Origin of the sequence: Bacillus sp. PK3_68, assembly GCF_003600835.1 — a bacterium.
In the GTDB taxonomy this organism is placed as follows: Bacteria; Bacillota; Bacilli; order Bacillales; family Domibacillaceae; genus Pseudobacillus.
In genome coordinates, this window is the sequence record NZ_NQYC01000001.1 from 3,861,316 (window position 1) to 3,888,288 (window position 26,973).

A 26,973-nucleotide genomic window follows, 5' to 3' on the forward strand; every position below is an offset into this window, starting at 1 on the left:
TTAAGAGAAATAGTGGAGCATTTATCAACTATTCAACAGACTTATCCAGAGGATACTTGCTTGATCTTAAGTGACAGGGAAACAATCATTGGCTATCTTCCAGGAAAGGAAATTGATTTAAAGTTAAAAGTCGGCGAGAGCATGTCCAAATATAAAAAATCTGCTACTTATAAAGTGTTGCAGACAGGTGAAAAAATTCGTGAAGAAATACCTGCAGACATGCTTGGCATTCCTTACGTATCAACTTGTACACCAATCAAGCAAGATGGACAAGTGATTGGCGCCTTTGCGGCAGTCGTTTCAAATCAAAAGATGGAGGATCTTCGCAAAGGAGCGGAAAAACTCAGCGCGGTTATTAGCCAAATGACAACGTTTTCAGAAGAAATAGCTTCCATCACTAATTCTTCGGCAGATAAACTCCAGGAATTGTCTCAGCAATCAGAAACGATGAAAAATAATATGAAGAGTGTGGAAAGAATTATTCAGCAAGTAAAGGAGATTTCCTCCAGGTCAAATATTTTAGGGTTAAATGCATCAATTGAAGCTGCTCGTTCTGGAGAGTATGGAAGAGGATTTTCAGTTGTGGCTGATGAAATACGTAAAATGGCCGCTAACAGTAATTCGGCGGCTGAAGATATACAAAAGCAGTTGGAATTAACTCAGAAAGAAATTTTAAAAATTAATGAATCTATCCATGAAATTGCCGCCCAAACAGAAGAACAATCGGCTAGTACGCAAGAGTTCCATTCAATGGTAGAAAGAATTTCTGATACAGCTAAACTGTTAAATAAGCACGGTGGAATCCATCATGCGTCCCATTAATGGCTGCCAAAGAAGGCGGTCTTTTTTTATTGGCAAGAACAAGCTTATATATTAGGTGTGGTGAAAGGCGTACACAACAAATTGATTGCTGAATGAGCAGGATTATCTCTATATTTCTGACAATCATCGTCCCGCTTATATTCAGCAGAGGGGGAACAGCAAAATAAATGAAAAGCCAAGCTGTCTTACTGCTGGCATGATGAAAATATTAGGCCATTACTTGTCACTATGCCTAATCGCCAACTATGCAAATACAAATTCCATGCTGTTTTAGCAGTAGCTGCTATACACAACGAGGACGATTGAATGTGATGTCAACGATTTCGTGGAAGGTGTGGGGAAAAGCTATTTGGGGTATAACAAAAGGTAGTATCCAGTGCAGCAGTGGAATGCTAAAAAATGGGGTGGAAAGAGTGTTTTATCGTTATTCTATAGCTTTATTATGTTTGGCTGGAGGAGCCTTCTTGTCTTTAAAAACTCGACGTCAACAGCGGTTGGCTCGCATCAATAGTCTGATGATCAAATCCATTGAACAGAAGGAAAATGAAATTACCTTTCATTGGAAAGGAGAATTGGCGCCCTATAACCTGTACAGGGAGGGGGAGCTCGTTTATTCAGGATCAGATACAGAAGTGACGGATACAGGACTTCTTCCAGGTCAGCCATATTCATATACAATCGAAAAGAAAAGGGCAGGAAACCGTCCTTCGAAGATAATAAAAATACAGACCGCTACTGCGGCAAAAGATAAGAGCTCTGTCAATGTCTTACAAGATTTAATCGTTACAACTATTGTAACAGACTCGCTTGTTAGTATGGAATGGGAGCCGATTGAAGGGATTGAAGAGTATTCAGTTTACCGGAACGGAGAAAGAATAGCGAAGGTAAAGGATTGTCGTTTTATTGATAATCATGTTCAAGCCAACAAGGATTATACGTATTCTATTCAAGCGGCCCGTCCCCTAGTGTTGTCAGAAAAGAAGATGAGTGAGGAAAAATTCGCCATAGCAGGGATTATCGGCTTTTTCAAAAAGGGAGCATCGGAAAAGGAAGCAGTCCTGGAAAGATTTAATCTAACTAAACGAATTGGCACAATTGAAAATGTATTAAAGCCAGTAGAACAGCTGTCTGAAGAGACAGAATGGATGGTTCGTTACACAACGTTTTTAGAGAATAAATGGTTGAAAAACCCCAACTTCTTTTCCCCGCTTCGTTATTTTAAAGGAGATAACCGCGGATTTGACCCTGATTCTCAAGATTATCGAACAAGAGCGGACATTCGAGTCAACTATAATGGACAAAGTCCTCAAGTTCATTTATCAAGAGATGTTGGCAAAACAAAAGCTTATGGGTGGATGAGAAGGCTGAAAAAAGAAGAAACAGCTTCAGAGGACGGTATTAAGATAGAAACTGTAAACACAACAAGCGAAAAAGTCATTGTTCATCTTACTCACTCAGTCGGAAATCCATTGGTTACTTCCCCAGCAATTGATTATAAAGTACGGGCTTTGCTGTTCAGCAATGGTTTTTTTGATATTAGCGGGATACATGACCAATCTCCTCATCATGAAATATACATTAAGAATAGCAGTCATCCTTATTGGCAGCCTCTTCATCAAGCAGAGAGCAAAGGCTTAGAATGGATGTCGACAACGATGGCCGATCAATTTTGGAGAGTTTCTAACTTTATATAAAAAAAGGAAAAGCGAAAAACGCTTTTCCTTTTTTTATATAAAGCGAGCCCGCACACTCGGTGACGGAAGCATGCAGCTTTCTTTTTTGCCAAACCATTTATAACGGTTTTTGGCGATAAAGTCATAAGCTATATTTCGGATTGGACGAGGCACGATAATCAGCGCATATAACAGTTTCCATGCTCCCTTTAAATGTTTGCAAATACGAAGGGCAGCGGCTGATTTGTAATAAACTTTGTCTCCTTCAATCAAAATCATACTATCAATATCAGATGGCACGCGGTGTTTTTTCAATAACGATCGCCCGGTGTCACTTTGCAAAGAGGCAAAGTGAAAGATGCCTTTAGGGTCATTCTTTATAATGAACTGGACACTTGAATCACAAAAATTACATTCACCATCAAATAAAATAATCGGGTTCATTTTTTGTCCTCCTCTATTTCTTAAAATATAAATTCATTACTTCTATTTTATCCTCTTTTAAGTCGCATAAAACGTTCAATGGTTATCATGAATGAAACTATAAAAAAAATCAGCATACTAGAACAGTCATAGTCTAACAATTTTTCTTTTTAGAACCATTGTATGTTCAAAACGAACAATATGACTTGACTATTTTGTTTTAAAGTAACATAATTATGTTTGAAAGTAACAAAAGATTATTTGATATGAAGGCGGTGCTTGGCAATGTCGTCTTATGAGCGAAAAAAGAGCATTCTTGAACAGTTACACATTTACGGAAAGGTCGAGATTACAGAGCTTTCAGAAGCTTTATCTGTCTCTCCAATGACGATTCGTCGAGATCTCGATCTATTAGAAAAGCAAAAAAAATTAATCCGCACACATGGAGGAGCCGTTCTTCCACAGGCTTTAATTAATGAACAATCTTTTGCTTCCAAAGCAGGATCGGCCGTTGAAGAAAAAAAGCAAATTGCGTTAGAAGCTGTCTCTCTTGTTAAGCCAAATATGACCGTTTTGCTTGATTCAGGAACCACTACACTGGAAATTGCCCGGCTGTTGAAAAACAATGTGCCAGCCACCGTAATAACAAACGATATACAAATTGCTGCTGAGTTAATGGATAGCCATTTGGAAGTAATTATAATCGGCGGCCGGCTCCAAAATGATGTCGGTGCCCTGTTCGGCTCTCTTGCAGAAAATACATTAAGAAATATGCATGTTGATCTCTTTTTTATGGGAGCCCATGCGATTCATTCAGCATTCGGTATTACAGCCCCCACACTCGAAAAAGCGGCTGTTAAGCAAGAGATGATAAAAACTGCAGAAAAAGTTGTGCTTGTGGCGGATTCTTCTAAATTCCATCAGAAGGCATTTTCAAAAGTATGCGATTTAGACTTTGTCACGACCGTTATTACAGACAGATATATATCCGAAGAAATTCGAAAATCCTATGAGGAATACGTAGATATAGTAATAGCAAAGTAGGTGGGCAGGATGAAAATAGGAATTATTGCAGATGATTTAACGGGTGCGAATGCGACTGGTGTTCGGCTTGCGAAAGCTGGCTTTGTAAGTGCCGCTGTTGTTTTCGGAGGAGGAGTCCCCACTTCAGGAAACTTTACTGCTATTAGTATAGATACAGATAGTCGCTATATAAAGCCAGACACTGCTAAGTATCGTGTTCAAAAGGCTTATCGACAGTTAAAAGAGTGGGGAGCGGATGTAGTAGCCAAGCGGATTGATAGCACGGTTCGCGGAAACTTAGGTGCAGAAACAGACGCTCTGTTAGATGCGATTGGCCCTGGCAGTATTGCTGTTGTAGTGGCTTCCTATCCGGATTCAGGACGTGTCACCTCCGGCGGATATTTGCTTGTAGAAGGGATGCCTGTTCAAGCAACAGATGTAGCAAAAGATCCGATGAACCCGATTGCAAGCTCTTATGTCCCAGATGTTATAAAGGAGCAAAGCCGCTATGAAGTCGGCCATATTGGGCTAGGGACGGTTTTAAAAGGAGCGGAAGCCATTTTACCTGCAATGAAGGCGTTAATGGCTGCAAACAAACGAATTATTGTCGTGGATGCAGTAACGAATGAAGAGATTGACCATATTGCAGAATCGATGGCCGCTATTGATGAGTATGCGATCATCCCCGTAGACCCTGGTCCATTATCAGCTGCCTACGGCCGTGTCAAATCAAGACAAAGCATACATCTGAATAAATGGATTGTCACAGTAGGAAGCGTGACTCCGTTAACAGGACGGCAGATTCGCTATTTAATCGATAAAACCAACTCGCATCCTGTGTATGTTAATGCGGCGAATCTCGCATCTTTAACAGATTCATGGGAAGAAGAAGTGCAGCGGGCGACAAAGGAAGCGTTAGAAAAGCTAAAAGAGGAAGAAATTTTAATTATTACAACACAGTCACCCGCGTCCATAGTGTTGCCGCTTTCAGAAATAGCAAAAGAAGAAGGAACAACAGAGGAAACATTGGCTAAAAGAATCACGGACGGGTTGGCTAAAATTACCTATGGAGTGTTTAAAGAGCGGGGCGCGGCCATTAATGGCACTTTTTCAAGTGGAGGCGATGTAACGGCTGCTCTTTGTGCAGTGAGCAAAGCGGAGGCCATTCAACTGGAGGATGAAGTACTGCCGCTCGCTGCTTATGGAAAATTTATTGGTGGGGCCCTTAACGGCATTCCGGTTGTGACAAAAGGCGGAATGGTCGGCGACAAACAATCGATTTATCAGTGTGTCAATTATCTAAGAACAAAAAATCATGAAGGACGTGTTTAATATGACAATAGAACGTGCAATTATCGCTATCCCTATGGGAGATGCAGCCGGGATTGGACCGGAAATTACCGTAAAATCATTAGCCAAAGAGGAAATCTATTCTATGTGCCGTCCCCTCGTTGTTGGTGATGCAGCAACCATACGCGAAGCGATTGTAGTAACAGAAACTAATTTGAAAGTAAATGAAGTGTCTTCGCCAGCAGAGGGGAAATATGAATTCGGCACAATTGATGTATTGAATTTGGCAAACATTGATGCAAAGGCTCTTCAACCTGGGAAGGTCCAGGCTCAATGTGGACAAGCAGCTTTTGAATATATTAAAAAATCCGTTCAGCTGGCGATGGATGGGGAAGTAGCCGCTCTTGCTACTACACCGATTAATAAAGAATCGTTGAAAGCTGCGAATGTACCATTTATCGGTCATACGGAAATGCTAGAATCCCTGACGAATTCCAAAGATCCGTTAACGATGTTTGAAGTGCGCAGTCTGCGTATCTTTTTCTTAACCCGTCATGTGTCTTTAAAAGAGGCGATTACTCAGATGACAAAAGAACGCGTTCATGACTATTTAATCCGATGTGATCAAGCGTTGCAGCGTCTTGGAATTGAGAATCGCTCGATCGCAGTGGCTGGATTAAATCCACATAGCGGAGAAGGCGGCTTGTTTGGTGATGAAGAAGTAAAAGAAATTGGACCGGGAATCGAAGCGGCCAAAAGAGACGGAATTAACGCTTACGGACCAGTGCCGGCAGATTCTGTTTTCTTCCAGGCGTTAAATGGCAAATATGATGCCGTTCTATCCTTGTATCACGATCAGGGACATATCGCTGCTAAAATGACAGATTTTCATCGTACGATTTCTATTACAAACGGCTTGCCTTTCTTGCGTACATCAGTTGATCATGGAACGGCATTTGATATCGCTTGGAAAAATATTGCTTCCAGTGTCAGTATGGAAGAATGCATTAAATTGGCAGCACAGTACGCACCAAAATTCACACGCGAGTCGCTTTAATAGAGAGAACCAAAAGAGAGGGGATTCTCCCTTTCTTTTTACCTATATTGAAAGGGGTTGCAGAGGATGACACCAGAAACGCAAATGATCGTCGGATTGATTATTGGTGTAGCCGCATTGATCATACTTGTGTTAAAAACAAAAATTCATGCATTTTTAGCTTTGATTATCGGAGCTTCTTTAACTGGAATTATTGGTGGGATGGACCCGGTTAAAGTAGCGGAAACAATCTCTGCAGGGTTTGGAAGTACGTTAGGATCGATTGGGATTGTTATTGGTTTTGGCGTAATGATCGGCCGGATTTTGGAAGTATCGGGTGCAGCAGAGAGACTCGCCTACAGTTTAATTAAACTTGTCGGAAAGAAAAAAGAAGAATGGGCGATGGCCATTGCCGGATATATTGTGTCTATTCCTATCTTTGTCGATTCAGCATTTGTTATTTTAAATCCATTAGTTAAGGCGCTTTCCCGCAAAACAGGAAAGTCTGTTGTCACACTTGGAGTCGCATTGGCCATCGGGCTGGCTGCTACGCATCATGCTGTGCCACCTACGCCAGGACCACTGGGTGTAGCGGGTATTTTCGGAGTGGATATTGGCTTAATGATTGCTTGGGGGTTAGTGTTTGCCGTTCCAATCATTATTGTTGGTGTCACTTATGCCAAGTGGATTGGCAAGAAAATTTACCAGCTTCCTGCTGAAGAAGGGGCAGATTTTGTCCGTCCAGATGCTCCACAGGCCTATCAGGAGTTTTTGGAATTATCAGCTGAAAGAAGCAAAGAGTTACCTTCTTTATTTCGTTCATTCCTGCCTATTTTATTGCCGATTGTTTTAATTTTTATTAATACAACATTAAGTGCGATGGAGATCAAGGGAGGATGGATTGACTATTTGTTATTCCTAGGTCAGCCAATCATTGCTGTAGGACTGTCATTGGTGGCAGCGATTTATGCATTGGCAGGACATATGAAGCGTGAGGAGGCACTTGAACGCATGGAGGAAGGAATGGTCACAGCCGGTATTATTTTACTTGTGACAGGAGCCGGTGGTGCGTTAGGGCAAGTGCTTCGTGAAAGTGGAGCCGGAGATTATATTGCCCAGCAAATTGCTTCTTTGCCATTACCAGCTATTTTAATTCCATTTTTCATTGCGACACTTGTCCGTCTTGTTCAAGGAAGCGGAACAGTAGCGATGATCACAGCAGCCTCCATTTCCGCGCCTATTGTGGCGAATCTGGATATCAATATGGCGCTCGCAGCTCAGGCAGCTGCACTTGGTGCGATGATTTTCTCTTACTTTAATGATAGTTTATTTTGGGTGGTTAACCGGATGCTTGGCATTAAAAATGTAAAAGAGCAAATACTCGTTTGGTCTGTTCCGACAACATTAGCATGGTTAACTGCTCTGGTGTCCCTGCTCATTGCTAATTTGTTTGTTTAAGAGATTGATTGCTGCTGGCTAAAAATATCATGAAGAGCTGCTTCGGGTTGAAGAGAAATATTTTATTTTTAAATGAAGATATTGAATGAGAAATAGAACGGCTGGATAGTAAATAGTGGCAAACGTAAATAATTACCAGCCGTACAGGAGCGTCTCTTGTTAAAGAGCGCTCCTTTTGTATTTGGTTCTATGATGGGGTGTTGTACTTCTTTTCCATATCCTCGGGACTGATTTTCTGCAGAGCGGACAATTGTTCAAATTCTTTGATTTGTGATACGGCCTCCTCATATTCAATAGAGTGAGTATACACCTTGTCAAAATAGACAGCTTCTTCAGGCATTAATATTTTTACCTCGATTTCAATAGCTGCTCCTCCCGTGTCTTCATCTCCAAGTGACATATCGGAAAGATTCTTTTCCTGCTGAGAAATGAAGATTTTTTCTTTTTCTTGTTGAGACCGAACGAGGCTCATGATCTCGCCCAGATCTTGTATTTGTTTCATATATGATCACCTCATTTTACTTTACCTTATTTTTTCAAAATTAATCATTTATAAAAAATTGAAGACTTAGGTCGAATGAATGAAAATGGAGTAAAGAGGTTTAAAGAAGTTCTTACCTGTGTAAAGTGAGTGTATGTGTACATAATTTCTAGAAAGGGAGGATGAGTATGAAAAAAATATTCTTTTTCTTCTCCATCTTAGCGGTCATGCTAATTGTCAGTGCATGCGGCGGTGGAGAGGATAAGGCAGCAGACAAACAAAAAAATGGCGAAACGACATCTGAAAACAATTCCACAGCCACAGAAGAACAGCCAAGTGAAGAAACCTCTACTGAAAAACAGGCCCCTACATCTCCGGATGAGCCCATTTCTGATGATGGAGAAGATAATGACTCCCAGGTGATTGATTTAAAAAATAGCGAGGGGAAAAAAGTAGGGATAGCTGAACTGAAACAAACGAATGAAGGGGTATCCATTAAGGTGGAGGCTTCGAATTTGCCACCAGGTGAGCATGGATTTCACATTCATGAAACCGGAAAATGTGAAAAACCGGACTTTGAATCAGCAGGTGGTCATTTTAACCCAACGAATGCCAGCCATGGAATGAATCACGAAAAGGGACCACATGCCGGCGACTTGCCAAATCTTAATGTAGAGAAAGATGGAACAGTAAAAGCAGAAATGATTGCAAAAGAGGTAACACTTAACAGTGGAGAAGATCATTCTTTAATAGATGAAGACGGATCAGCTCTTGTTGTTCACGAAAAGGCAGATGATGGCGAATCTCAACCAGCTGGTGATGCAGGCACCCGCATAGCTTGTGGGGTTATAAGCACTCAATGATAAACATAAAGGCCTTCCCAATCTTTTGTGGATTTGGGAAGGCCTTTATTATGCTGTTAGTTAGCTCGCTATCTTTTTTCGATTTGGCGTATACTTATTTCCAATTTTAATAATAATGGGTGCCAATCATCGTTGGCAACAGCCAAATAGCGAGTATGGGAATGTCATTTAAAAAAGGAATGTGCGGGCTGTTAACAACAAGTGTGGCTGTAACTATTCCAATATAGGAGCCGAGCATTCCAGCGATATGCCGGTTTAGCCAATTTCTTTTCTTTTTCTTCACAGAAAAATAACCAATTAAAGCAAATGAAAAGGAGAAGAGGGCGATATAGAAGAGGTAGGCACTCTCTTCCCAATGAGTAATGGCCATAATGAGAGCTGAAAGAAAAAAAAGTGCATAGGACCAAAAATAAATTTCACCGGAGATCGTATGCTTCCCTTTTTTCTTGTTAGAAAAGCCAGCAAATAGCCCTGTAAATAAACAAATAAAGCCCGTAACGATATGGACTGTTAAAATAAATAAAAACAAAAGATCACCTTTTCATATGAACATCAAAAAAGCAACTGCACTTTCAAATAGAAGATTGAAGGTGAGTTGCTTGTTTGTTTAGAGCAGAATTTTACTGTTCTATTTAGTTAAATGAGCATCTAGGCAATAATTATGCTTTTTGAACGTTAGACGCTTGTAAGCCGCGTTGGCCTTGTTCTGTTTCGAAAGTAACTGCTTGACCTTCGTCTAAAGATTTGTAGCCTTCACCTTGGATCGCTGAGAAGTGAACAAATACATCGTCTCCGCCTTCGCGCTCGATGAATCCAAATCCTTTTTCTGCATTGAACCATTTTACTTTACCGTGTTCCATTTTGTATCCTCCTCTTGTGCGAAAAGCACATCAATGGTACTATCCTTGCTCAAATTCATTAGACGAAAAGTACTTAACTTTCCTTTTTCTTCGAACAAAAATAATTCTCTTTAAACATAACAGACACTGCTAAAGAAGGCAAGAAAAGGAGAAAGTGATTTCTCGGCAATATTCGCCAAGTGAAGGCTTTTAGTGAGTAAAAACTGTCGAAAACTGCCTTTTCCAGACTTTATTCCTATATTTTAAAGTGGAAAGTCAAGGGTAAATCGTCTATTCGACTGATTTATCAGAATATTTAATTAAGTATAATGGGGACGTATTATAAAAGTGATGGGGGGGATGTTTTGAGGAAATTTGTGGTATTTTTTTAGGGATTTCTTTGCTATTTTCCACAGGGTTTTCATCTGCTGCAACGGCAGCAGAAACAGTGCCTGGTGGACCTTCTACTAACGGAGAAATGAATTTGAACAGCCTTGTTACATATGAGGATATGATTAAGGTGTTGAAGGACATTGAGCAGACCAGCAAAGGAAAGGTAGAAGTACTTACTTTAGATAAGTATGGAAAAAGTGAACAGAATCGAAGCTTTTATGCGGCAAAAGTTGGGACAGGCCCAATTAAGGTTTGGATACAGGCCCAAATTCATGGAGATGAAAAGCTGACAACACGGGCTGTTTTGGACTTGCTAAAAACATTTGGCAGCAGCGGGGCAAAGGATGTAAAAGAAATCCTGAACAATGTAACCATTTATGCCATTCCAATGTACAACCCGGACGGCAGCATCATGAATACGCGGACAACAACGCTGTATGAAAAGGGGGAGCCAAAGCTAAGCGGAGAGGGCAAGCCATTAACGATCGATTTAAACCGTGATTGGTCAGAGAATGGATTTAAAGCAAAAGAATCGTTAGCATTTTATAAGTATTGGGCGGATGTAAAGCCTGATTATGCGGTCGATCTGCATCATCAAGGCTTTAAGACGGTATACGGTACAAACGAGTCAACTTCGATGTCGCTTGGTGTATCGCTTGCTCCAAACGGTCCAACACTGCCTAGTGTGAAAAATTACAATGAGGTTACCCGTCAAATGCAAGTATATGTCTATGATGCGCTAAAAGACTATGGATATACACACATTGATCGCTATCAAGTGGGAAGCGGCGATCAGAGGTACGAAATTGATATCAAGGGCGGAGTAGTTTCGGCTATGATGCTCGGCTTGAACTATAACAATCTTAATCCGACAAGGCATAGCAATCCAGCGATTTTCTTTGAGACAAAAGGGAATACAAGGGAGGGTGGCCTTGGACAAAAATCAAATGGTTATTTAACCAAGCAAAATTATTTAGGGTTAAAAGCGCTTCTTGAAGGAATTGCTTCTGGAAAGGTAAATAACGCGAACCCTAACCGCTGGGAAGGCATTCCAGCGTATCCGCTTGCTGGTTATCAGACAGACACTGGGATTATCCCTGCTGGCTATTAATAGAGAGCTTTTCTGCTGATCGTTAGGCCGCTTATTACAAAATGTAAAATCAAAAGTACCAATTCTGCCCAAATAGAGAAGGTTTGTGGGAGTAATTGGGATAAAAGAAACAGCCAGAGGAGTCTTCCTCTGGCTGTCTTTTTTGTGAGAGTATTATTTGAAAAATACTTTCTCGATATTATATTTCGATTGAAACTGATTAATAATATACGTTTCATAAATTTCCCGTTCCATTGGATCATTCACATAGCAGACTTCAATTTTATAGACGTCATCTCTATGCAGTTTAATCGGAGAAGCTGTGTCTTCAAAGCTTTTACGGATGCGCATCCTTAATTTTCTTGCTTTCCCAACGAACATTAACTCGTCGCGAGCATCATAGTACATATAGATGCCCCCTTTATCACGGGCGATTTTGTGATAGTCAATAAAGCCATACTCTCTGGCTATTGCCGCTTCGCTCGTGTCTCCTTCAGAATTCTTTTTTATAATGGTCAGATCTGGTTGAGGTACTTCAATTTTTATCATTTGCAATCGCTCCTATTCCTCTATAAAGCGTACCATAAATGCCAAGAAAAGCTACTGTTCCTTTGATAATTTCACAAATTTTCGCCGTTTAAGGTTACTTTTCTTTATTCACCAGCTTCTGCAGATAATGGACAAAAACATCATCTCTGGCAAGCGAAGCCTCAAAGGTTCTCTTTAAGAAGTTTTCCCCTGCTTGAAAGTCCGGAAAAGCTTCTGGTAAAATGGTGCCTTCGCGATTAATCGTCCATTTATTTTCAGCCGCCTCATATAAAAGAAAAGTCTCTCCAGACCGGCTTTCATAAAGGGAACCGAATGACGACTCTTTTACATTGTAGCGGTTTCTTCTGGCATCTTCCCGCAGCGGCATCAAGTGAAACGTTTCCGTGACGAACTGTCTGTAGGCTTCCTCTGTCATAGAAGCACCGGCTGCTTTCGCATGACCGCCGCCCCCATAGTGGGCGGCTATTTCTGAGACATCGATATGATCATGGATTGTGCGAAAGCCGAGCCGCTTTCCGCCGATATTTAAGATCGCAATATAATCAAGGTGGGGGTTGTCCTTCCCGAGCTCATTCCCGAGCTCGGAATGGTATGATTCCGCATAAACGACTCCTGCCAGATGCTCTCCAACTTTAGCTTGCACAAGTTCCCGTCTTTTCCGGCGGATGTAACGGGCGATTTTGTCATCTTCCATATCTAATATTTTTTCTTCTAATTCATCGAAAAAGAAATGATCATGATAACGAAGCCGGCTCATCATTCTTTCTTCAAACTCCTCTATTGATACTAAAAAGAAAAGAGCATTCAGTCTGCGTGCTTCCTGGTTATCATTTTTTTCCCATTCCCATGTATCATACTGCCTGACGAGCTCTACGAACTCAGCAATTGCACTAGAGGGCTCCATTAGCTCCTGTTCCAGCAAATACTCATAAAGCAATGAAGTAGCAGAAGTTAGTTTTCCTTCTTTATCTTCAACGACAACGTGTCCCCATTCATGCTCGTTAAAGTGAAGAGCCGTTTTATGATGGTCAATCAACTGCACTTTCCCGCCGGCCAGATAAAATTCATTCAGTTTTTCTTTGTTTTCATCATTAACAGATAAATCAGTAATAAGTAAAGAAGTTTTCTTATCCTGATGTTCTAAAAACCATGCTACTTCATAGTCAAGACCCGATACGGAATTGTAGCGGACCTGTACCTCCTTTCCGAAGGCAAGCTTGGCTAGAATGCCACAGCCGACGCCGTCTAAATCATTGTGTGTTAACAATTTGTACATTACCTTCACCTCACTGTATTTAGTATGTTACCCAAAGAGAGAAAATTGAAGTATAAAAACACTCATTGCAGCTCAGTTTACGAAAAAGTAGGGTAAAACTATTGAATAAGGGGTGTAAAAGATGACATTAATCCGTCTTGGTTATGCAGCGATGAGCATGAATGTAAAAAACAGCTCTCCTTCTCAAACGATGACTCATACACAATTTATCAAGATAAAGGACAGGGAAGCGGCTATTAGAAAGCTCGAAAGAATTGCGGCTTCGAATATAATGAACTGCTTGCGGCTTCTGAGGCACAATGCGGCAAATGATATCCACTTTTTTCGACTTAGCTCCAAATTAATCCCGCTCGCTAATCATCCGGATTTGCCGGATTGGAATTTTATAAAGCCTTTAAAAGAAAATCTAGCAGCTATTCGTGATTATTTAGATGAACATCCGACTATGCGGATTGACTTTCATCCCGAACATTTCGTCGTCTTGAACACACAGAATACGGAAGCTTTTCAAATGGCTTTAAAAACGCTTATTATGCATAAAAAGTTATTAGAAGGAATGGGAATCGATCCTGAACATCGCTGTGTTCTTCATGTTGGCGGAGGATATAAAGATAAAGAAAAAGCACTTGAACAATTTATCCATAATTGGGCACTCATCCCTCCGTCTTTGCAAAAGATGATTATGCTGGAGAATGATGATACTACTTTTACCGTAAAGGATGCGTTATATCTTTGTGAAAAAATAGGCATTCCTTTTGTTTTTGATTACCATCATCATCGGGCGAACCATGAAGAAGGAGAAACCTGGGAAGAGGATTGGAAGCGAGTTGTTAGCACCTGGACAAGTGCCAAGCTTCCACTGAAGATGCATATTTCTAGCCCGAGATCAGAGAAAGACTTCAAAGCCCACGCGGATTTTATTAACAAGACGGAATTACTTGAATTTTTGCGGAAAGTAAAAGGAAGCATTTCTCAAATAGATATAATGATTGAAGCAAAGAGAAAAGATGACGCTTTGTTTACGTTAATAGAAGCGGTCAGAGGTGAGCCGGATATAACAATCATGGATGGATCCAGCTTTTATATTACCTAACAGAAAGGCCAGACACCTCTTGAAGTGTCCGGCCTTTCGCCTATTCGTTCTCACGCATAGTATCGTCAACAATGGCTCTTAAATCCTTATGAAACAGCTCATCGCTGCATACAAAGCTGTCTTCATGGCCGTTACCGACAATTCTCTTTAGCTCTCCTTCATCACCTTTAGCATTAATAATCTCAAAAATTTGATTTAATCCTTCTGATATTTGTTTATCTTCGTCCTTCAAACAGACCAACCTCCTTTTTAGTGTTTATTCTTCCCGCAAAAAGAATGTTAAATCCTGTTTATCCAAAAAGGGGAGGGGTACTATACTTTTTTAAAACAATAAATAACCTGTTCTTGTAATAATTTTTGAATATTTTAACAAAAAGCTTGAACAAAAGAGGTATGTCTGAAATAATATAAGTATATGATCATATATTCATATAAAGGAGCGTATGTAATGGGACACTCACACAGTCACGGTCACAATCATGGCCATAGCCATGGGCACGGACATCACCATCACTCAACAAATAACAAACAAGCGTTAAAACTATCATTTATGTTAATCGCGACGTACATGGTCGTAGAAGTGGTGGGAGGAATTTTGACAAACAGCTTGGCATTGCTGTCGGATGCGGGGCACATGCTGAGCGACGCGGCAGCCTTGGGCCTCAGTTATTTGGCTTTAAAATTTGGTGAAAAAGAAGCCACGCTATCGAAGACATTTGGCTACAAGCGGTTTGAAATCCTGGCTGCTTTTATTAACGGCCTCACCTTGCTTGCTATTTCGGTTTATATTTTTATTGAGGCGTACAAGAGGATTATGACTCCTCCAGAAATAATGAGCATTGGCATGCTGATTGTTTCGGTCATTGGTCTGTTAGTGAATATTGGAGCGGCTTATATTCTAATGAGAGGAGACAAAGACGAAAACTTAAATGTTCGCAGTGCTTTTTTACACGTTCTTGGAGATCTGCTCGGTTCGGTAGGAGCGATAGCCGCTGCTTTAATGATTATGTTTTTTGGCTGGAATTTGGCTGATCCAATTGCGAGTGTTATTGTTGCTATATTGATTATTATAAGCGGCATCCGGGTCACAAAGGATTCTTTCCACATTTTAATGGAAGGGGCACCGGAAAACATTAATGTTTTGCAAGTGAGGGAGGCCCTGCTTAGTTTGCCTGGGATCGATGATGTTCATGATTTGCACGTATGGGCGATCACTTCTGACTTTCCTGCATTAAGCTGTCACGTAGTCACTAGTCCAGATATAGAAGGACAGCCGCTGCTCAAGGAAATCCAAAAGAAACTACATGATGACTTTCATATTGAACATACAACGATTCAAATTGACTTTTCTGATTATCCATGTAAAGGAGATCACTGCAATTAAGAAGGCGGTTCCTATAGAACCGCCTTCTTAATTGCAAAGAGTTTCATCGTGTATCAATAGCATATGTTCGCTTTTTTCTTACAGGATGATGAATAATTTTCTAAAAGAGGATTGATCTGTATATCAGATTATTTTATTATCATTATTAATAATGATAATAATAAGGAGTGATATATATGGTTGGATCCTATGCATTTGCGGGAATGATTTTTCAGTTACTCATTTCGATCTTACTGCCGACAGCTCTACTTATTTATTGGCGGATAAAAGGAAAATTTTCTTGGAGAGTGTTTTGGGCGGGAGTAGGAGTATTTATCATATTTGCACAAATACTCGAAGGAGGACTGCATGCGACGATGATTGATCCTTCGGGCCCTTCCTTGAAAATGACGGATAATCCTTTTGCCTATGCTTTGTATGGAGGACTTGCAGCTGCATTGTTTGAGGAACTAGGACGCTATTTTGTTTTTTTATTGGTGTTAAAACGCAGCCGTGAATTTGGCGATGGCGTGTCCCTTGGCATCGGCCATGGAGGAATAGAAGCAGTGCTAATTGGTGCCGTCGGAGCAGTTAATGCACTTGTATATGCAATCATGATTAATAATGGCACATTTGAAACTAATCTTAGTGTACTGCCTTCACAGCAGATAAGCCAGTTGAAAATGCAGATAATCGAAACCAATTTTGGATCGTATTTGCTGGCTGGTATAGAGCGGGCAGGAGCCATTGTTATGCAGATTATGTTTTCGGTGATGGTACTGCTTGGAGTACGGAGCGGCAAGTTTAAGTATGTATTATATGCCATCGGCCTTCACCTTTTCATTGATTTCTTCGTTGCACTTTACCAGGTAGGTACGATTACAAGCATTTGGATTATTGAAGGATTAGTAGCAGCCTTTGCTTTGCTGTCTATTTATATTATTCGCCAGTTGAAGTTGCATTTTAAGTAAGAAGAAGTAAATGGACGGGGAGCTTCACCCAATCAGTGTGAGAAAATAGAACAAATAATCGTTAATGAGTAAAAAGCTGCCCAATATACGCCAGGTTTGTTTTTATAGGACTTGTAAAGCCAGATTTGATCATACTAGTGGAAGAACTCTAAGTGCGTGGCACAATAAAAAAATAAATGTACCCCTGAATCACCGGGAAAGAAGGCGATGATTGACAAGCGATGCTTTATAAGGAGGATGAAGGATGCTCGTATTGGATGATTTTACTGTTATCCGGTATGAGTCTGTGCCTCAGGGGGAGTGCATATATAAAGTATTTATAAAATTAGAAAATTTTTTATGCGAGTGCTAATTGTTTTGACAAAATAAAAAAAATGGTATGATTTAATTTACATTAACTGTGTAAAGGAGATTGATGAGATAATGGAAAAAACATTTACAATTATAGATGAAGCAGGAATTCATGCACGTCCGGCAAGTATTTTGGTACAGGCTGTGAGCAAATTCTCGGCGGATGTCAGTCTTGAATATAATGGAAAAAGTGTAAATTTAAAGTCTATTCTCGGTATTATGTCTCTCGGTATCCCTTCTGGTGCTGAAGTGAAAATAACTACATCTGGTGCGGATGAAGCAGAAGCTATGCAAACAATCACAGAAGTATTGGAAAAAGAAGGATTAGCTAAATGAATCAATGGTTAACAGGAATCGGAGCCTCTGCAGGAATTGCGATTGCAAAGGCTTTTCGTTTGGAAGAACCTGATCTGGTCGCAGAAAAGAAGGAAGTACTTGACAAAGGATCAGAAGTTCAACGTTTTGATCGTGCAATTGAGAAATCAATAGGTGAACTGCAAAAAATTAAAGAACACGCGGCAGGAACGCTCGGCGAAGATAAGGCTGCTATTTTTGAAGCGCATACACTTGTTTTAAATGATCCTGAACTGCTTAATCCAGTAAAGGATAAAATAAACCAAGAAGGTATTAATGCTGAATTTGCCATGAAAGAAGTATCGGATATGTTCGTTTCCATGTTTGAATCCATGGACAATGAATATATGAGAGAGCGCGCGGCAGATATTCGTGATGTAACAAAGCGGGTTATCGGGCATTTGCTTGGAGTAGAGATACCGAATCCGAGTTTAATTTCTGAAGAAGTCATTATTGTAGCAGAGGACTTGACACCGTCAGATACGGCTCAATTAAACAGACAGTTTGTCAAGGGCTTTACAACTAATATTGGTGGGCGCACTTCCCATTCAGCGATTATGGCACGTTCCCTCGAAATTCCAGCCGTTGTCGGTACAAAAACAGCGCTGAATGATATTGAAAATGGCATGATGCTGATTATTGACGGTCAAGAGGGAAAGGTAATTATTGATCCAGAGTTGACTGTTATTAAAGAGTATGAAGAGAAAAAGGCGGCATATGAAGCATATAAAGCAGAGCTTGCTGAGCTTGTAAATGTGCCAACAGCTTCCTCAGATGGCTGTCGAGTGGAGTTGGCTGCTAATATTGGCACACCTGAGGATGTAGCCGGTGTTCTTCAAAATGGGGGAGAAGGGATTGGCCTCTACCGTACTGAATTTCTCTATATGGGACGTGACCAGTTGCCAACGGAAGAAGAACAGTTTACAGCTTACAAAAAAGTCCTTGAACGCATGGAGGGAAAATCGGTTGTTGTCCGGACTCTTGATATTGGCGGGGACAAAAAATTGCCGTATTTAGATTTGCCGAAAGAAATGAATCCGTTTTTAGGCTTTCGGGCTATTCGCTTGTGTCTAGAGATGCAGGACATGTTCCGTACACAATTGCGTGCACTTCTTCGTGCCAGCGCCTATGGCTATTTAAAAATCATGTTTCCGATGATTGCCACGCTTCAAGAATTTCGGCAGGCGAAGGCAGTTTTGTTAGAGGAGAAAGAAAAGCTGCAACAAGAAGGAATCACTGTTTCTGATAACATCGAAGTCGGAATGATGGTAGAGATTCCTTCATCTGCTGTAATGGCAGATATTTTTGCGAAGGAAGTTGACTTCTTCTCCATAGGCACCAATGACTTAATTCAATATACTTTGGCTGCAGATAGAATGAATGAACGGGTAGCTTACCTATATCAGCCATATAATCCAGCTATCCTTCGTTTGATTAAAATGGTAATTGATGCTGCGCATAAAGAAGGAAAATGGGTAGGCATGTGCGGAGAAATGGCAGGCACAGAAGCGGCTATCCCAATTTTGCTTGGTCTCGGCCTTGATGAGTTCAGTATGAGTGCGTCATCTATTTTACCAGCTAGAAGCATTATCTCTCGCTTATCAAAAGCATCCATTAGTGAGAGAGTGGAAGAAGTGCTGCAAATGGATACAGCCGAAGAGGTAGAACAGTTTGTAAGAACCCATTTTTTATGAGAAAAGAAAGTTAACTAAAAAGGAGGTTGCCCTTTCCGGCAACCTCCTTTTTAGTTTGGAGGTTTTTCTCTGTTGTTTCTATTTGTGCTAATCCTATTTTCCATTTGACTGCCGCTCATTTTATCGGGAGTGAAAATTTAAAATATATAGAATATTATAAATGGTGAATTATTATGCATGTATAGATTTATTTCCATTAAATTTTTCGAGAATAGAGCATATAGAATAGATTTTCTATATTATTATTATTTAAATAATTTGCATGAAAATAAAAGAAATTGTGTTAATATAATTATCAGAAAGAGTTAAAATGTAAAAATAGATTGAAAATTGTCGTTGTAAACGCTATTATTTTACTAGATAACAAGAACAAGAACAGAGCAAATTATTATTCTTGGTTTATCAAAAAACAGAAAAAGAAAAATATTTAGGGGGTCAGCAACATGAATATTTCAATTAAAAAGTCTCTTTTGTCTGTAGCAGCTGGATGTGCACTTTTACTATCTGCCTGTAGCGGGGGACAGGAAGATTCTGCAGGAAAAGAAAAATCAGAAGACAAAAAAGTATTACAAGTGGGAACAGAAGCAACTTTTGCCCCATTTGAATTTATGGATAAAGGGAAGGTAAGCGGCTTTGATGTAGACCTTTTAAATGCTGCGGCTGAGGAAGCCGGTTATGAAGTGAATATTGAAAACACTGGTTGGGATGCCATGTTTGCCGGCCTTCAAAGCAAACAGCTTGATATTGGTATGGCGGGTGTGACGATTAATGATGAGCGTAAGAAATCCTATGATTTCTCTGTTCCTTATTTTGAGTCAACAAGCATGATTGCTTTCAAAAAAGGCACCTCTATTAAAAATGCTGATGATTTAAAAGGAAAGAAAATTGGTGTTCAAAATGGAACGACTGGACAATTTGCTGCCGAAGCAGTAGTTGGAAAGAATTCTTCTTCGATCTCTAAATATGAAACAGCAGCGCTCATGTTCCAGGCTTTGCAAAGCGGCGATGTTGAAACAGCTGTTACAGATATTGCAGTCGCGCTGGAATATGTGAAAAACAATCCGGACAGCGGTGTTGAAACAGTTGGAGATGAAAAGAAATTTAAGCCAGAATATTACGGTATCGTCTTCCCTAAAGGCAGCGAATACAAAAAAGACTTTGACAAAGCCCTGAATGAGATATACGACAATGGGAAATATGCTGAGATTTATAAAAAATGGTTTGGTAAAGAGCCAAACGTAGATTCCTTAAAAGAAGCAGCGAAACAATAAGGAATGAATTGCGGCTGTCCGCTGTAGGCTTGGGCCTAAGGACAGTCGTTTTTGTCTCAGAAAGGGGGAAGTAAAATGAATTTCCGCACAGATATTATCGTGGATTATATGCCATATTTCATTAAAGGCACACTGTTAACTTTAGGACTATCATTCGCTGGAATTTTAATCGGCCTCATTCTTGGTTTGCTTATCGGGTTAGGGAAGATGTCGACAAACAAACTGGTGAAATTTCCGTTCGTCTGGTATGTGAACTTTTTTCGGGGGACTCCGTTACTCGTACAAATCTTATTGATTCACTTTGGGGTCGTGCCGCTGTTCATGTCTCCGTCTAATCCGATCGTTTCTGCCATTATTGCCCTTTCGCTGAATGCGTCTGCTTACATTGCAGAAATCTTCCGCGCAGGCATTCAGTCTATTGATAAGGGACAAATGGAAGCTGCTCGGTCGCTCGGCATGAGTCATGTCCAAGCGATGAAGCTCGTTATCTTGCCACAGGCTGTCAAACGGATGATCCCGCCGCTTGGCAATGAATTTATTGTATTATTAAAGGATTCATCGCTGGCAGCAATTATTGCTGCCCCAGAGTTAATGTATTGGGGGCGTGCAGCCCAAGGACAATACATTAGGGTGTGGGAGCCATATATCACGGTTGCAGTCATTTACCTTATATTAACTTTGTCGCTGACCTATTTAATGAACTATATTGAAAGGAGAATGAATACACAATGATCTCCGTCAAAAGCCTTAAAAAGTCATTTGGTGACAATGAAGTATTGAAAGATATCTCCCTCGAAGTGAAGCCGCAGGAAGTAGTGGTGGTTATCGGTCCGTCCGGTTCCGGAAAATCAACATTTATCCGCTGCTTGAATTTACTTGAGTCGGTTACTGGCGGTCATGTATATGTAACTGGAAAAGATTTAACTGATAAGAAAACAAATATTAATGAAATTCGCAAAGATGTCGGCATGGTGTTCCAGCACTTTAACTTATTTCCTCATAAAACCATTCTTGAAAACATAACACTGGCTCCAATCAACGTAAGAGGAATGAAGAAGAAGGAGGCTGAAGAAAAAGCAATCGCTCTTCTGAAAAAGGTGGGGCTTGCAGACAAAGCCAATGCTTATCCCGATTCTCTATCCGGCGGCCAAAAGCAGCGGGTGGCGATTGCCCGTGCGTTGGCAATGGAGCCGAAGGTCATGTTATTTGATGAACCAACCTCTGCCCTTGACCCTGAAATGGTCGGTGAAGTGCTTGAAGTAATGAAGCAGCTGGCCAAAGACGGAATGACGATGATTGTAGTTACACACGAAATGGGATTTGCAAGAGAAGTCGGCGATCGAGTCATTTTTATGGATAACGGCTATATCATTGAAGAGAATGAACCGGTGGAATTGTTTTCTAATCCACAGCATGAGCGTACAAAAGCATTTTTAAGTAAAGTACTATGAGTAAAAAAGAGCATTCTGTGCATACAGAATGCTCTTTTTTACTCCTTGTTTTTAGCTTCTAGAAAAATCAGATGAGATAAGGAGGAAAAGGGTAAGAGCAAGCCAATTATTATAGAGAGAGGAGATTTAAAGTTTTCATGTAATCAGATTGATTGAAAGGAGGATATGGTTTGCTGCTTGAAGACATTTTGAAGGAATTTGAAGAATGTCCCTTTCTTCACCATTTAGGCTTAGAAATTGTGCGATTTGAAGAAGGGAATGTCCAAATTAAGCTGAGTATGAAAGACTATTTGCTGAATACGAACCATACTTTGCACGGCGGTGTATATGCCTCTATTCTTGACTTTATCCAAAGCATGCATTTACGTTCGGTAACGAAGACGCGGTGTGTGACCACGAGTTCAATGGTCCATTTTGTTGCTCCAGTAACGGGCGGAGAGATTTTCGCTGAAGCGGAGGTCATTTCCAAAGGACACAAAATGGCATTCGTTGAAGGAACCATGAACGATAGGGAAGGAAAGCTGATAGCTAAGGGAACGGGAACATTTAAGTTGATTCAGCCTGCAAGTCTAGATAAGGGGGAGAGGGAATGACGGGAAGGTTTAAAGGAAGAACAGCCTTTGTAACAGGCGGAAGCCGGGGAATTGGTAAAGAAATCGTTAAGCGATTTGCAGAGGAAGGTGCCAACGTAGCTATTATTGATGTGAATGAACAGGCCGTCATAGAAACGGAAAAAGAGCTTGCAGAAAAAGGATTTCCCATTTATACAAAAATAGCGAGCGTGACAGAGCAGGAGCAAATAGAGCAGGCAATGAAGGAAGTTTATGGGGCATTTGGCGCCATTGATATTCTAGTTAATAATGCAGGGGTCCTTCGGGATAATTTATTATTTAAAATGACAGATGATGATTGGCTGACCGTTATGGATGTCCATTTAAAAGGAGCTTTCTACGCATGCCGTGCCGCCCAAAAGTACATGGTAAAGCAACAATATGGAAGGGTCATCAACATTTCCTCAACATCTGCTCTTGGCAACCGTGGACAGGCAAACTATGCAACAGCTAAAGCTGGAATCCAGGGTTTAACCAAAACATTAGCTATTGAGCTTGGCCCATTCGGCGTTACAGTGAATGCTGTAGCTCCAGGATTTATTGAAACAGATATGACAAAAGCAACAGCTGAAAGAATTGGTGTCCCATTTGCGGAATTAGCGAAAGCAAAGGCCAATGAAATTCCCGTTGGGAGGATTGGAAGGCCAGAAGACATTGCTCAGGCAGTCGCCTTTTTGGCTGACGAGCGTTCCTCCTTTATTAATGGACAAGTTCTTTATGTAGCGGGCGGTCCTGAAAATTGACAGGAGGTGGAGCCGTGCTGCGTCACAGTATTGGCAAGAAATCGGGAAAAGTAAAAAACGATGTGGAAAGAGGGGCAGTCAGGAAGTTTGCCGAAGCAATTAACGACCCTCATCCTCTCTATACAAATGAAGAAGTGGGAAAACAGTCAAGATACAAAGAAAACCTGGCGCCTCCCACCTTTCCTGCTACATTTAATTATGGGACCATTGCTGATTTTCATTTGCCGGATAAGGGACTTATTCATGGAGAACAAACCTTTTGCTATGAACGGCCGCTTCTTGTTGGAGAAACGGTGTATTGTTGGATGGAAGTGAAAAACTATGTAGAAAAAGCAGGAAATAATGAAAGGTTGGGCTTTTTATTTTTAACTAAATATGGAGAAGATGCTGTGGGGAATCTTCTTTTTACCGCTAAACAAATTATTATTCTTAATGAGGCGGTCAGAAAGGGGATGCTTCCTTGAAAAGATTAACTGATTACTCAGTAGGTGAACTGCTGGCAGATGTGCAGCTTTCACCTGTCACAAGGATGGACCTCATCCAATATTCCGGTGCTTCAGGAGATTTTAATCCGATTCATACTATCGACAAAGAGGCAGAGAAAGCAGGTCTGCCGGGCATTATCGCTCACGGCATGTGGACAATGGGAAATCTGTCAAAGATATTTACCCCTTATTATGAGGAAGGATTTATTCAGGAGTATTCTATTCGATTCAAAGAAATGGTGAGGCTGGACGATATCTTGACATTGCGAGCAAAGGTAACGAAAAAGTCTGAAAGTAGGCGATTTTTTGATACGGTAGCTGTTAATCAAAATCAAAAAGAAGTGATTAAAGGGCAGGTTATTTTTCGCTTGTATCATGAGTAGGAAAAAATGATTAAATAACTAATAAGCAGCCGCTTTGTTAAGAAGAGCGGCTGCTTATTTATGGATTGTTTGGCTGCCGGATATTTTGTCCGTAAAAGATTTCATCCATCTCAATCTTTAATTTCTCCGTAATTTCCTGCACTTGCTGAGGGGAAAGTTCGTCAGGTGAGTGGCCAAACAAATAGTTGTCTAAGTCAAAATCTCTTAGTTTGCATTTTGTATGAAAAATGTTTTGCTGATAGACATTGACATCGATCATATCGTATTGCTGTTTGACTTCCTCTGGAATGTAATTTTGAATGGAATTGATATCATGGTCAATGAATAGCTTGTGACCATTTTTATCACGTGTAAATCCGCGTACCCGATAATCAATAGTCATGATATCGGTATCAAAGGAATGAATCAAATAATTGAGCGCTTTAAGCGGTGAGATTTCTCCACAGGTGGACACATCAATATCTGCACGGAACGTGCTAATCCCTTCATATGGATGAAACTCAGGATAAGTGTGAACAGTAATATGGCTTTTATCAAGATGCATTGCAACCGAATCGGGCAGCGGGCCGGGGGATTCATCCAGGGATTCAGCCGGCACTTCAACGACTGGTCCTTCAGAAACAAGTAAAGTGACGCTCGCTCCCTGCGGGACATAATCCTGTTTGGCAATATTGAGAACATGAGCCCCAATCATATTAGCTACTGTTTTTAAAATATTTGTCAAGCGTTCCGCATTATATTGCTCATCGATATATTCAATGTAAGCATCCCGTTCTTCCTGGGTAGTCGTATAGCAAATATCATACATATTAAAGCTTAGTGTTTTTGTTAAGTTGTTAAAGCCGTGTAATTCAACGCGCTGCTCGGGTGTGAGGGACATAAGTGTAAGCTCCTTACCTATTAATAATCAATGCTAAACCGCCTAATCGGCAATTAAAGTGTACTCTCTTCCTCATTAAATTACCCTTTTTCATGTAAATAAAACAGTATTTCTTCTCGAAGCCAATGGTGAAGCTGCCAAATTATTTGTCCACATGATCTTCCTCTCTTGTTGTCTCCGAATGTTCACTACTTTTATGGTTTTTTTAGGCTCTTTATTGTCTAAGTGGGAAGGATATACAGCGCCGATATGTAGCTTGTCATTTAACTCTTTTATCCTTGACGAAATAACTTAAGAAAAGCGCGGTTTGTGGGCTCTGGCAGAAATGTTTTCGTTTAGGATGAACAGGCTCCCTATTTATTCTTTTTCTTCAGATGAGATGAAAACATAACATAATGATAAAAATATCCAGCTGGATCATTATGGGCAAACTCCATCTACTGTGTAAACTTTTCAAAGTTCAAAGCATTCCTCCTTCTTGTTTCTTATAGAGGAACAGTAGATCGAATTAATCCAAATGACGGACATCTATCTCTGTATATTGAAAGTCAACTTCTTTAGGAAGCATAATTTGTAAAATCCCGTCCTTGTAATTAGCGGCTGCACCTTTTTTCTTTACGATAGCTGGGAGGATAATTACTTTTTTGTTATGGGGTGCAGGCAAGCCCTCCAAAATTGTCTGATTAGATGTATGGAAAATTTTTAAATGATCAAAAATAGAAGGATCAGGAATAGAGATCTTCACATAGACCGCCTCATGAGTTTCAAAGACAGCCTCCCGAAGTGAAGGTGCTTCTGCACTTGAAGAAGAGCGATACGAATAGTTATCCTCATCTTTTCTAAAGTCCTGCCTTTTTTCATTCGTTTGCCATGATGACGGTAAAGAAGATGATAAAACGTTTTGCACATACTTTTCAACGTCTTTCTCATTTAAATGATTGAGCCATTTTTGCCATTCATTCATTGCAGGAAAGGGGGATTGAAAAGGAAACATAATAGCGCTCCTTTCTTTTGGTTAAAATTGATTAGCCACTGGCATAGATCGATTAGCAATTTGGTCTTGATCGCTTAGGTCGCTATCGAGCACTCCATTGCTCATACAGGAAGAAGAAGGTGAAAAATCACCTAGTGAAATATTGCCGCCAACAAATTTAGTATTCACTGTGTGGCTGTTATGAACAATACCACTGACATCAATATTTCCACTTGATGTTACTCTATTTGTTTTCATATTAAAAATGTTGACCATAAAGGGCATTGATTTTTCTCTTCTGACAGTCTACTAATTATTATATGAAAAGAGAAGGAAAGAGGAACAGAAAAGAACATGACGGATAGTACCATCAAAATATTGACAAAAATTCGCTTTTTTGTCGATCCGCGCTCTCTTATTATCGACAGGCTTCGTCTCTTAAAAAATAAATAAATCCAGGCTATTATACTTGAAAGGAAATAATATTAGCTAGGTTTGCGCTATCAGCCATATCATTTACATTAGGATCGATCAATATATTTTCTCTAGTGGATTTAGTAGGAGAACAATCATTTAAAGGATGAAGTAGAACCTCGGAATTTTAGATTGGCTATGTGGAGGTGATAACGGGCATCCTCACTATTGATTGGGCCATTGCTAGAAACCTTATTAATTTTTAAGTGATAAACATTAATGATAAAAGGCATAAGAAAGACAGAGTATGATAAACAAGTGATCCTTAAAGAGGGACAAGGGGAAAGATTTGTTCACATAACAAAGTAATTATCCGCTCGACCTGACAGCTTTAACAAAACGAAAAAAGCACACTCCATTCGGAGCATGCTTTTCTCGTCCCTGTGACAGGGAGTTGCACGCGGAAAATTTTATCCGTTGAACAGTCTTTAAAATTTGTTCATCCCGACGAGAAGACTCATCGCCAGATCAACTTACATTTACCGATGCAGTTTGTTCATCCGGTGAAGGTATTTGTAAACAACCGTTTACTATTCTCTTCGGTGGATTCCCATTAACCTGCATTCCACTTGCACTTTTGCAAAAAACTACACTTACTGATTGAACGCTTACCGGTGGAACCTAAATATATCGGTTCCTGACGAGTGTGCCTTTCGTCAG

The 26,973-nt window shown here is 40.3% G+C and carries 30 protein-coding genes; 20 read left to right on the forward strand and 10 right to left on the reverse strand.

Annotation, left to right across the window (positions count from 1 at the left end):
- The first annotated feature begins 447 nt into the window (after window positions 1–447).
- Window positions 448–822, forward strand: coding sequence for a methyl-accepting chemotaxis protein (locus tag CJ483_RS25855; RefSeq protein WP_481747751.1), 375 nt, complete (start codon window positions 448–450; stop codon window positions 820–822).
- Between the two features lie 464 nt (window positions 823–1,286).
- Window positions 1,287–2,516 (forward strand): DUF3238 domain-containing protein, encoded by a 1,230-nt coding sequence (locus CJ483_RS19385; RefSeq protein WP_182917110.1) that lies wholly within the window; start codon window positions 1,287–1,289, stop codon window positions 2,514–2,516.
- A 33-nt stretch (window positions 2,517–2,549) separates the two neighbouring features.
- On the opposite strand, the gene CJ483_RS19390 is transcribed toward CJ483_RS19385, so the two are convergent.
- Window positions 2,550–2,939: a thiol-disulfide oxidoreductase DCC family protein gene (locus tag CJ483_RS19390; RefSeq protein WP_120036754.1), complete on the reverse strand. Its 390-nt coding sequence runs from the start codon at window positions 2,937–2,939 to the stop codon at window positions 2,550–2,552.
- 264 nt (window positions 2,940–3,203) lie between these two features.
- Here CJ483_RS19390 and CJ483_RS19395 point away from each other — a divergent pair, with 264 nt between their 5' ends.
- From CJ483_RS19395 to CJ483_RS19410, 4 genes are all read left to right on the forward strand, one after another.
- Window positions 3,204–3,962 carry a DeoR/GlpR family DNA-binding transcription regulator gene (locus tag CJ483_RS19395; RefSeq protein WP_120036756.1) on the forward strand — a complete coding sequence of 253 codons (759 nt, stop codon included), beginning with the start codon at window positions 3,204–3,206 and terminating at the stop codon, window positions 3,960–3,962.
- Between the two features lie 9 nt (window positions 3,963–3,971).
- On the forward strand, window positions 3,972–5,273 hold the full coding sequence (locus tag CJ483_RS19400) for a four-carbon acid sugar kinase family protein (protein ID WP_120036758.1): 1,302 nt from the start codon (window positions 3,972–3,974) through the stop codon (window positions 5,271–5,273).
- 1 nt (window position 5,274) lies between these two features.
- Window positions 5,275–6,288: a 4-hydroxythreonine-4-phosphate dehydrogenase PdxA gene (gene pdxA / locus CJ483_RS19405; RefSeq protein ID WP_120036760.1), complete on the forward strand. Its 1,014-nt coding sequence runs from the start codon at window positions 5,275–5,277 to the stop codon at window positions 6,286–6,288.
- A 66-nt stretch (window positions 6,289–6,354) separates the two neighbouring features.
- Entirely contained in the window at window positions 6,355–7,725 is a 1,371-nt protein-coding gene (locus CJ483_RS19410) for a GntP family permease (RefSeq protein WP_120036762.1), read from the forward strand.
- Between the two features lie 187 nt (window positions 7,726–7,912).
- On the opposite strand, the gene CJ483_RS19415 is transcribed toward CJ483_RS19410, so the two are convergent.
- Complete coding sequence (locus CJ483_RS19415; RefSeq protein WP_120036764.1) at window positions 7,913–8,227, reverse strand: hypothetical protein; 315 nt, start codon at window positions 8,225–8,227, stop codon at window positions 7,913–7,915.
- Window positions 8,228–8,394: 167 nt separating this feature from the next.
- Between CJ483_RS19415 and CJ483_RS19420 the strand changes: the two genes are divergently transcribed.
- Window positions 8,395–9,069, forward strand: coding sequence for a superoxide dismutase family protein (locus CJ483_RS19420; protein WP_120036766.1), 675 nt, complete (start codon window positions 8,395–8,397; stop codon window positions 9,067–9,069).
- A 106-nt stretch (window positions 9,070–9,175) separates the two neighbouring features.
- Here the strand turns inward: CJ483_RS19420 and CJ483_RS19425 are convergent, their stop codons facing one another.
- Together CJ483_RS19425 and CJ483_RS19430 are read right to left on the reverse strand one after the other, a co-directional pair.
- On the reverse strand, window positions 9,176–9,598 hold the full coding sequence (locus CJ483_RS19425) for a DUF2306 domain-containing protein (RefSeq protein WP_342754381.1): 423 nt from the start codon (window positions 9,596–9,598) through the stop codon (window positions 9,176–9,178).
- A gap of 130 nt (window positions 9,599–9,728) precedes the next feature.
- Window positions 9,729–9,929, reverse strand: coding sequence for a cold-shock protein (locus tag CJ483_RS19430; protein ID WP_120036768.1), 201 nt, complete (start codon window positions 9,927–9,929; stop codon window positions 9,729–9,731).
- Between the two features lie 379 nt (window positions 9,930–10,308).
- On the opposite strand from CJ483_RS19430, the gene CJ483_RS19435 reads away from it, so the two are divergent.
- A complete protein-coding gene (locus CJ483_RS19435; protein ID WP_259455722.1) occupies window positions 10,309–11,412 on the forward strand; it encodes a M14 family zinc carboxypeptidase in 1,104 nt (367 codons plus the stop codon).
- 153 nt (window positions 11,413–11,565) lie between these two features.
- On the opposite strand, the gene CJ483_RS19440 is transcribed toward CJ483_RS19435, so the two are convergent.
- Both CJ483_RS19440 and CJ483_RS19445 read right to left on the reverse strand, forming a co-directional pair.
- Window positions 11,566–11,940, reverse strand: coding sequence for a nucleotide excision repair endonuclease (locus CJ483_RS19440; RefSeq protein WP_120036771.1), 375 nt, complete (start codon window positions 11,938–11,940; stop codon window positions 11,566–11,568).
- Window positions 11,941–12,034: 94 nt separating this feature from the next.
- Window positions 12,035–13,216, reverse strand: a complete 1,182-nt coding sequence (locus tag CJ483_RS19445) for a DHH family phosphoesterase (RefSeq protein WP_120036773.1) — start codon at window positions 13,214–13,216, stop codon at window positions 12,035–12,037.
- 121 nt (window positions 13,217–13,337) lie between these two features.
- Between CJ483_RS19445 and uvsE the strand changes: the two genes are divergently transcribed.
- Window positions 13,338–14,309, forward strand: coding sequence for a UV DNA damage repair endonuclease UvsE (gene uvsE, locus CJ483_RS19450; protein WP_120036775.1), 972 nt, complete (start codon window positions 13,338–13,340; stop codon window positions 14,307–14,309).
- Window positions 14,310–14,349: 40 nt separating this feature from the next.
- On the opposite strand, the gene CJ483_RS19455 is transcribed toward uvsE, so the two are convergent.
- Window positions 14,350–14,541: a hypothetical protein gene (locus tag CJ483_RS19455; RefSeq protein ID WP_120036777.1), complete on the reverse strand. Its 192-nt coding sequence runs from the start codon at window positions 14,539–14,541 to the stop codon at window positions 14,350–14,352.
- Window positions 14,542–14,757: 216 nt separating this feature from the next.
- Between CJ483_RS19455 and CJ483_RS19460 the strand changes: the two genes are divergently transcribed.
- From CJ483_RS19460 to CJ483_RS19510, 11 genes are all read left to right on the forward strand, one after another.
- Entirely contained in the window at window positions 14,758–15,693 is a 936-nt protein-coding gene (locus CJ483_RS19460; protein WP_120036779.1) for a cation diffusion facilitator family transporter, read from the forward strand.
- Between the two features lie 176 nt (window positions 15,694–15,869).
- A complete protein-coding gene (locus tag CJ483_RS19465; protein ID WP_120036781.1) occupies window positions 15,870–16,643 on the forward strand; it encodes a YhfC family intramembrane metalloprotease in 774 nt (257 codons plus the stop codon).
- Window positions 16,644–17,063: 420 nt separating this feature from the next.
- Complete coding sequence (locus tag CJ483_RS19470; protein ID WP_120036783.1) at window positions 17,064–17,330, forward strand: phosphocarrier protein HPr; 267 nt, start codon at window positions 17,064–17,066, stop codon at window positions 17,328–17,330.
- Window positions 17,327–19,042 (forward strand): phosphoenolpyruvate--protein phosphotransferase, encoded by a 1,716-nt coding sequence (gene ptsP, locus CJ483_RS19475; RefSeq protein WP_120036785.1) that lies wholly within the window; start codon window positions 17,327–17,329, stop codon window positions 19,040–19,042. The genes CJ483_RS19470 and ptsP overlap by 4 nt, the downstream gene beginning before the upstream one ends.
- A 443-nt stretch (window positions 19,043–19,485) precedes the next feature.
- Window positions 19,486–20,313: a basic amino acid ABC transporter substrate-binding protein gene (locus CJ483_RS19480; RefSeq protein ID WP_120036787.1), complete on the forward strand. Its 828-nt coding sequence runs from the start codon at window positions 19,486–19,488 to the stop codon at window positions 20,311–20,313.
- A gap of 75 nt (window positions 20,314–20,388) precedes the next feature.
- The gene (locus CJ483_RS19485; protein WP_120036789.1) at window positions 20,389–21,045 is read left to right on the forward strand and encodes an amino acid ABC transporter permease; all 657 of its coding nucleotides are present in this window, start codon (window positions 20,389–20,391) and stop codon (window positions 21,043–21,045) included.
- Window positions 21,042–21,764 carry an amino acid ABC transporter ATP-binding protein gene (locus CJ483_RS19490; RefSeq protein ID WP_120036791.1) on the forward strand — a complete coding sequence of 241 codons (723 nt, stop codon included), beginning with the start codon at window positions 21,042–21,044 and terminating at the stop codon, window positions 21,762–21,764. The genes CJ483_RS19485 and CJ483_RS19490 overlap by 4 nt, the downstream gene beginning before the upstream one ends.
- 170 nt (window positions 21,765–21,934) lie before the next feature.
- Window positions 21,935–22,357, forward strand: a complete 423-nt coding sequence (locus CJ483_RS19495) for a PaaI family thioesterase (RefSeq protein ID WP_120036793.1) — start codon at window positions 21,935–21,937, stop codon at window positions 22,355–22,357.
- The gene (gene fabG / locus CJ483_RS19500; protein WP_120036795.1) at window positions 22,354–23,118 is read left to right on the forward strand and encodes a 3-oxoacyl-ACP reductase FabG; all 765 of its coding nucleotides are present in this window, start codon (window positions 22,354–22,356) and stop codon (window positions 23,116–23,118) included. The genes CJ483_RS19495 and fabG overlap by 4 nt, the downstream gene beginning before the upstream one ends.
- Window positions 23,119–23,132: 14 nt before the next feature.
- Window positions 23,133–23,582 (forward strand): MaoC family dehydratase N-terminal domain-containing protein, encoded by a 450-nt coding sequence (locus CJ483_RS19505; RefSeq protein ID WP_120036798.1) that lies wholly within the window; start codon window positions 23,133–23,135, stop codon window positions 23,580–23,582.
- Window positions 23,579–23,986: a MaoC/PaaZ C-terminal domain-containing protein gene (locus tag CJ483_RS19510; RefSeq protein WP_120036800.1), complete on the forward strand. Its 408-nt coding sequence runs from the start codon at window positions 23,579–23,581 to the stop codon at window positions 23,984–23,986. Before CJ483_RS19505 ends, CJ483_RS19510 begins: the two co-directional genes overlap by 4 nt.
- Window positions 23,987–24,044: 58 nt before the next feature.
- On the opposite strand, the gene speD is transcribed toward CJ483_RS19510, so the two are convergent.
- From speD to CJ483_RS19525, 3 genes are all read right to left on the reverse strand, one after another.
- Complete coding sequence (gene speD / locus CJ483_RS19515) at window positions 24,045–24,866, reverse strand: adenosylmethionine decarboxylase (RefSeq protein WP_120036802.1); 822 nt, start codon at window positions 24,864–24,866, stop codon at window positions 24,045–24,047.
- 508 nt (window positions 24,867–25,374) lie between these two features.
- The gene (locus tag CJ483_RS19520; RefSeq protein ID WP_120036804.1) at window positions 25,375–25,860 is read right to left on the reverse strand and encodes an Hsp20/alpha crystallin family protein; all 486 of its coding nucleotides are present in this window, start codon (window positions 25,858–25,860) and stop codon (window positions 25,375–25,377) included.
- Between the two features lie 21 nt (window positions 25,861–25,881).
- Window positions 25,882–26,124, reverse strand: coding sequence for a spore germination protein (locus CJ483_RS19525; protein WP_120036806.1), 243 nt, complete (start codon window positions 26,122–26,124; stop codon window positions 25,882–25,884).
- Between the last annotated feature and the right edge of the window lie 849 nt (window positions 26,125–26,973).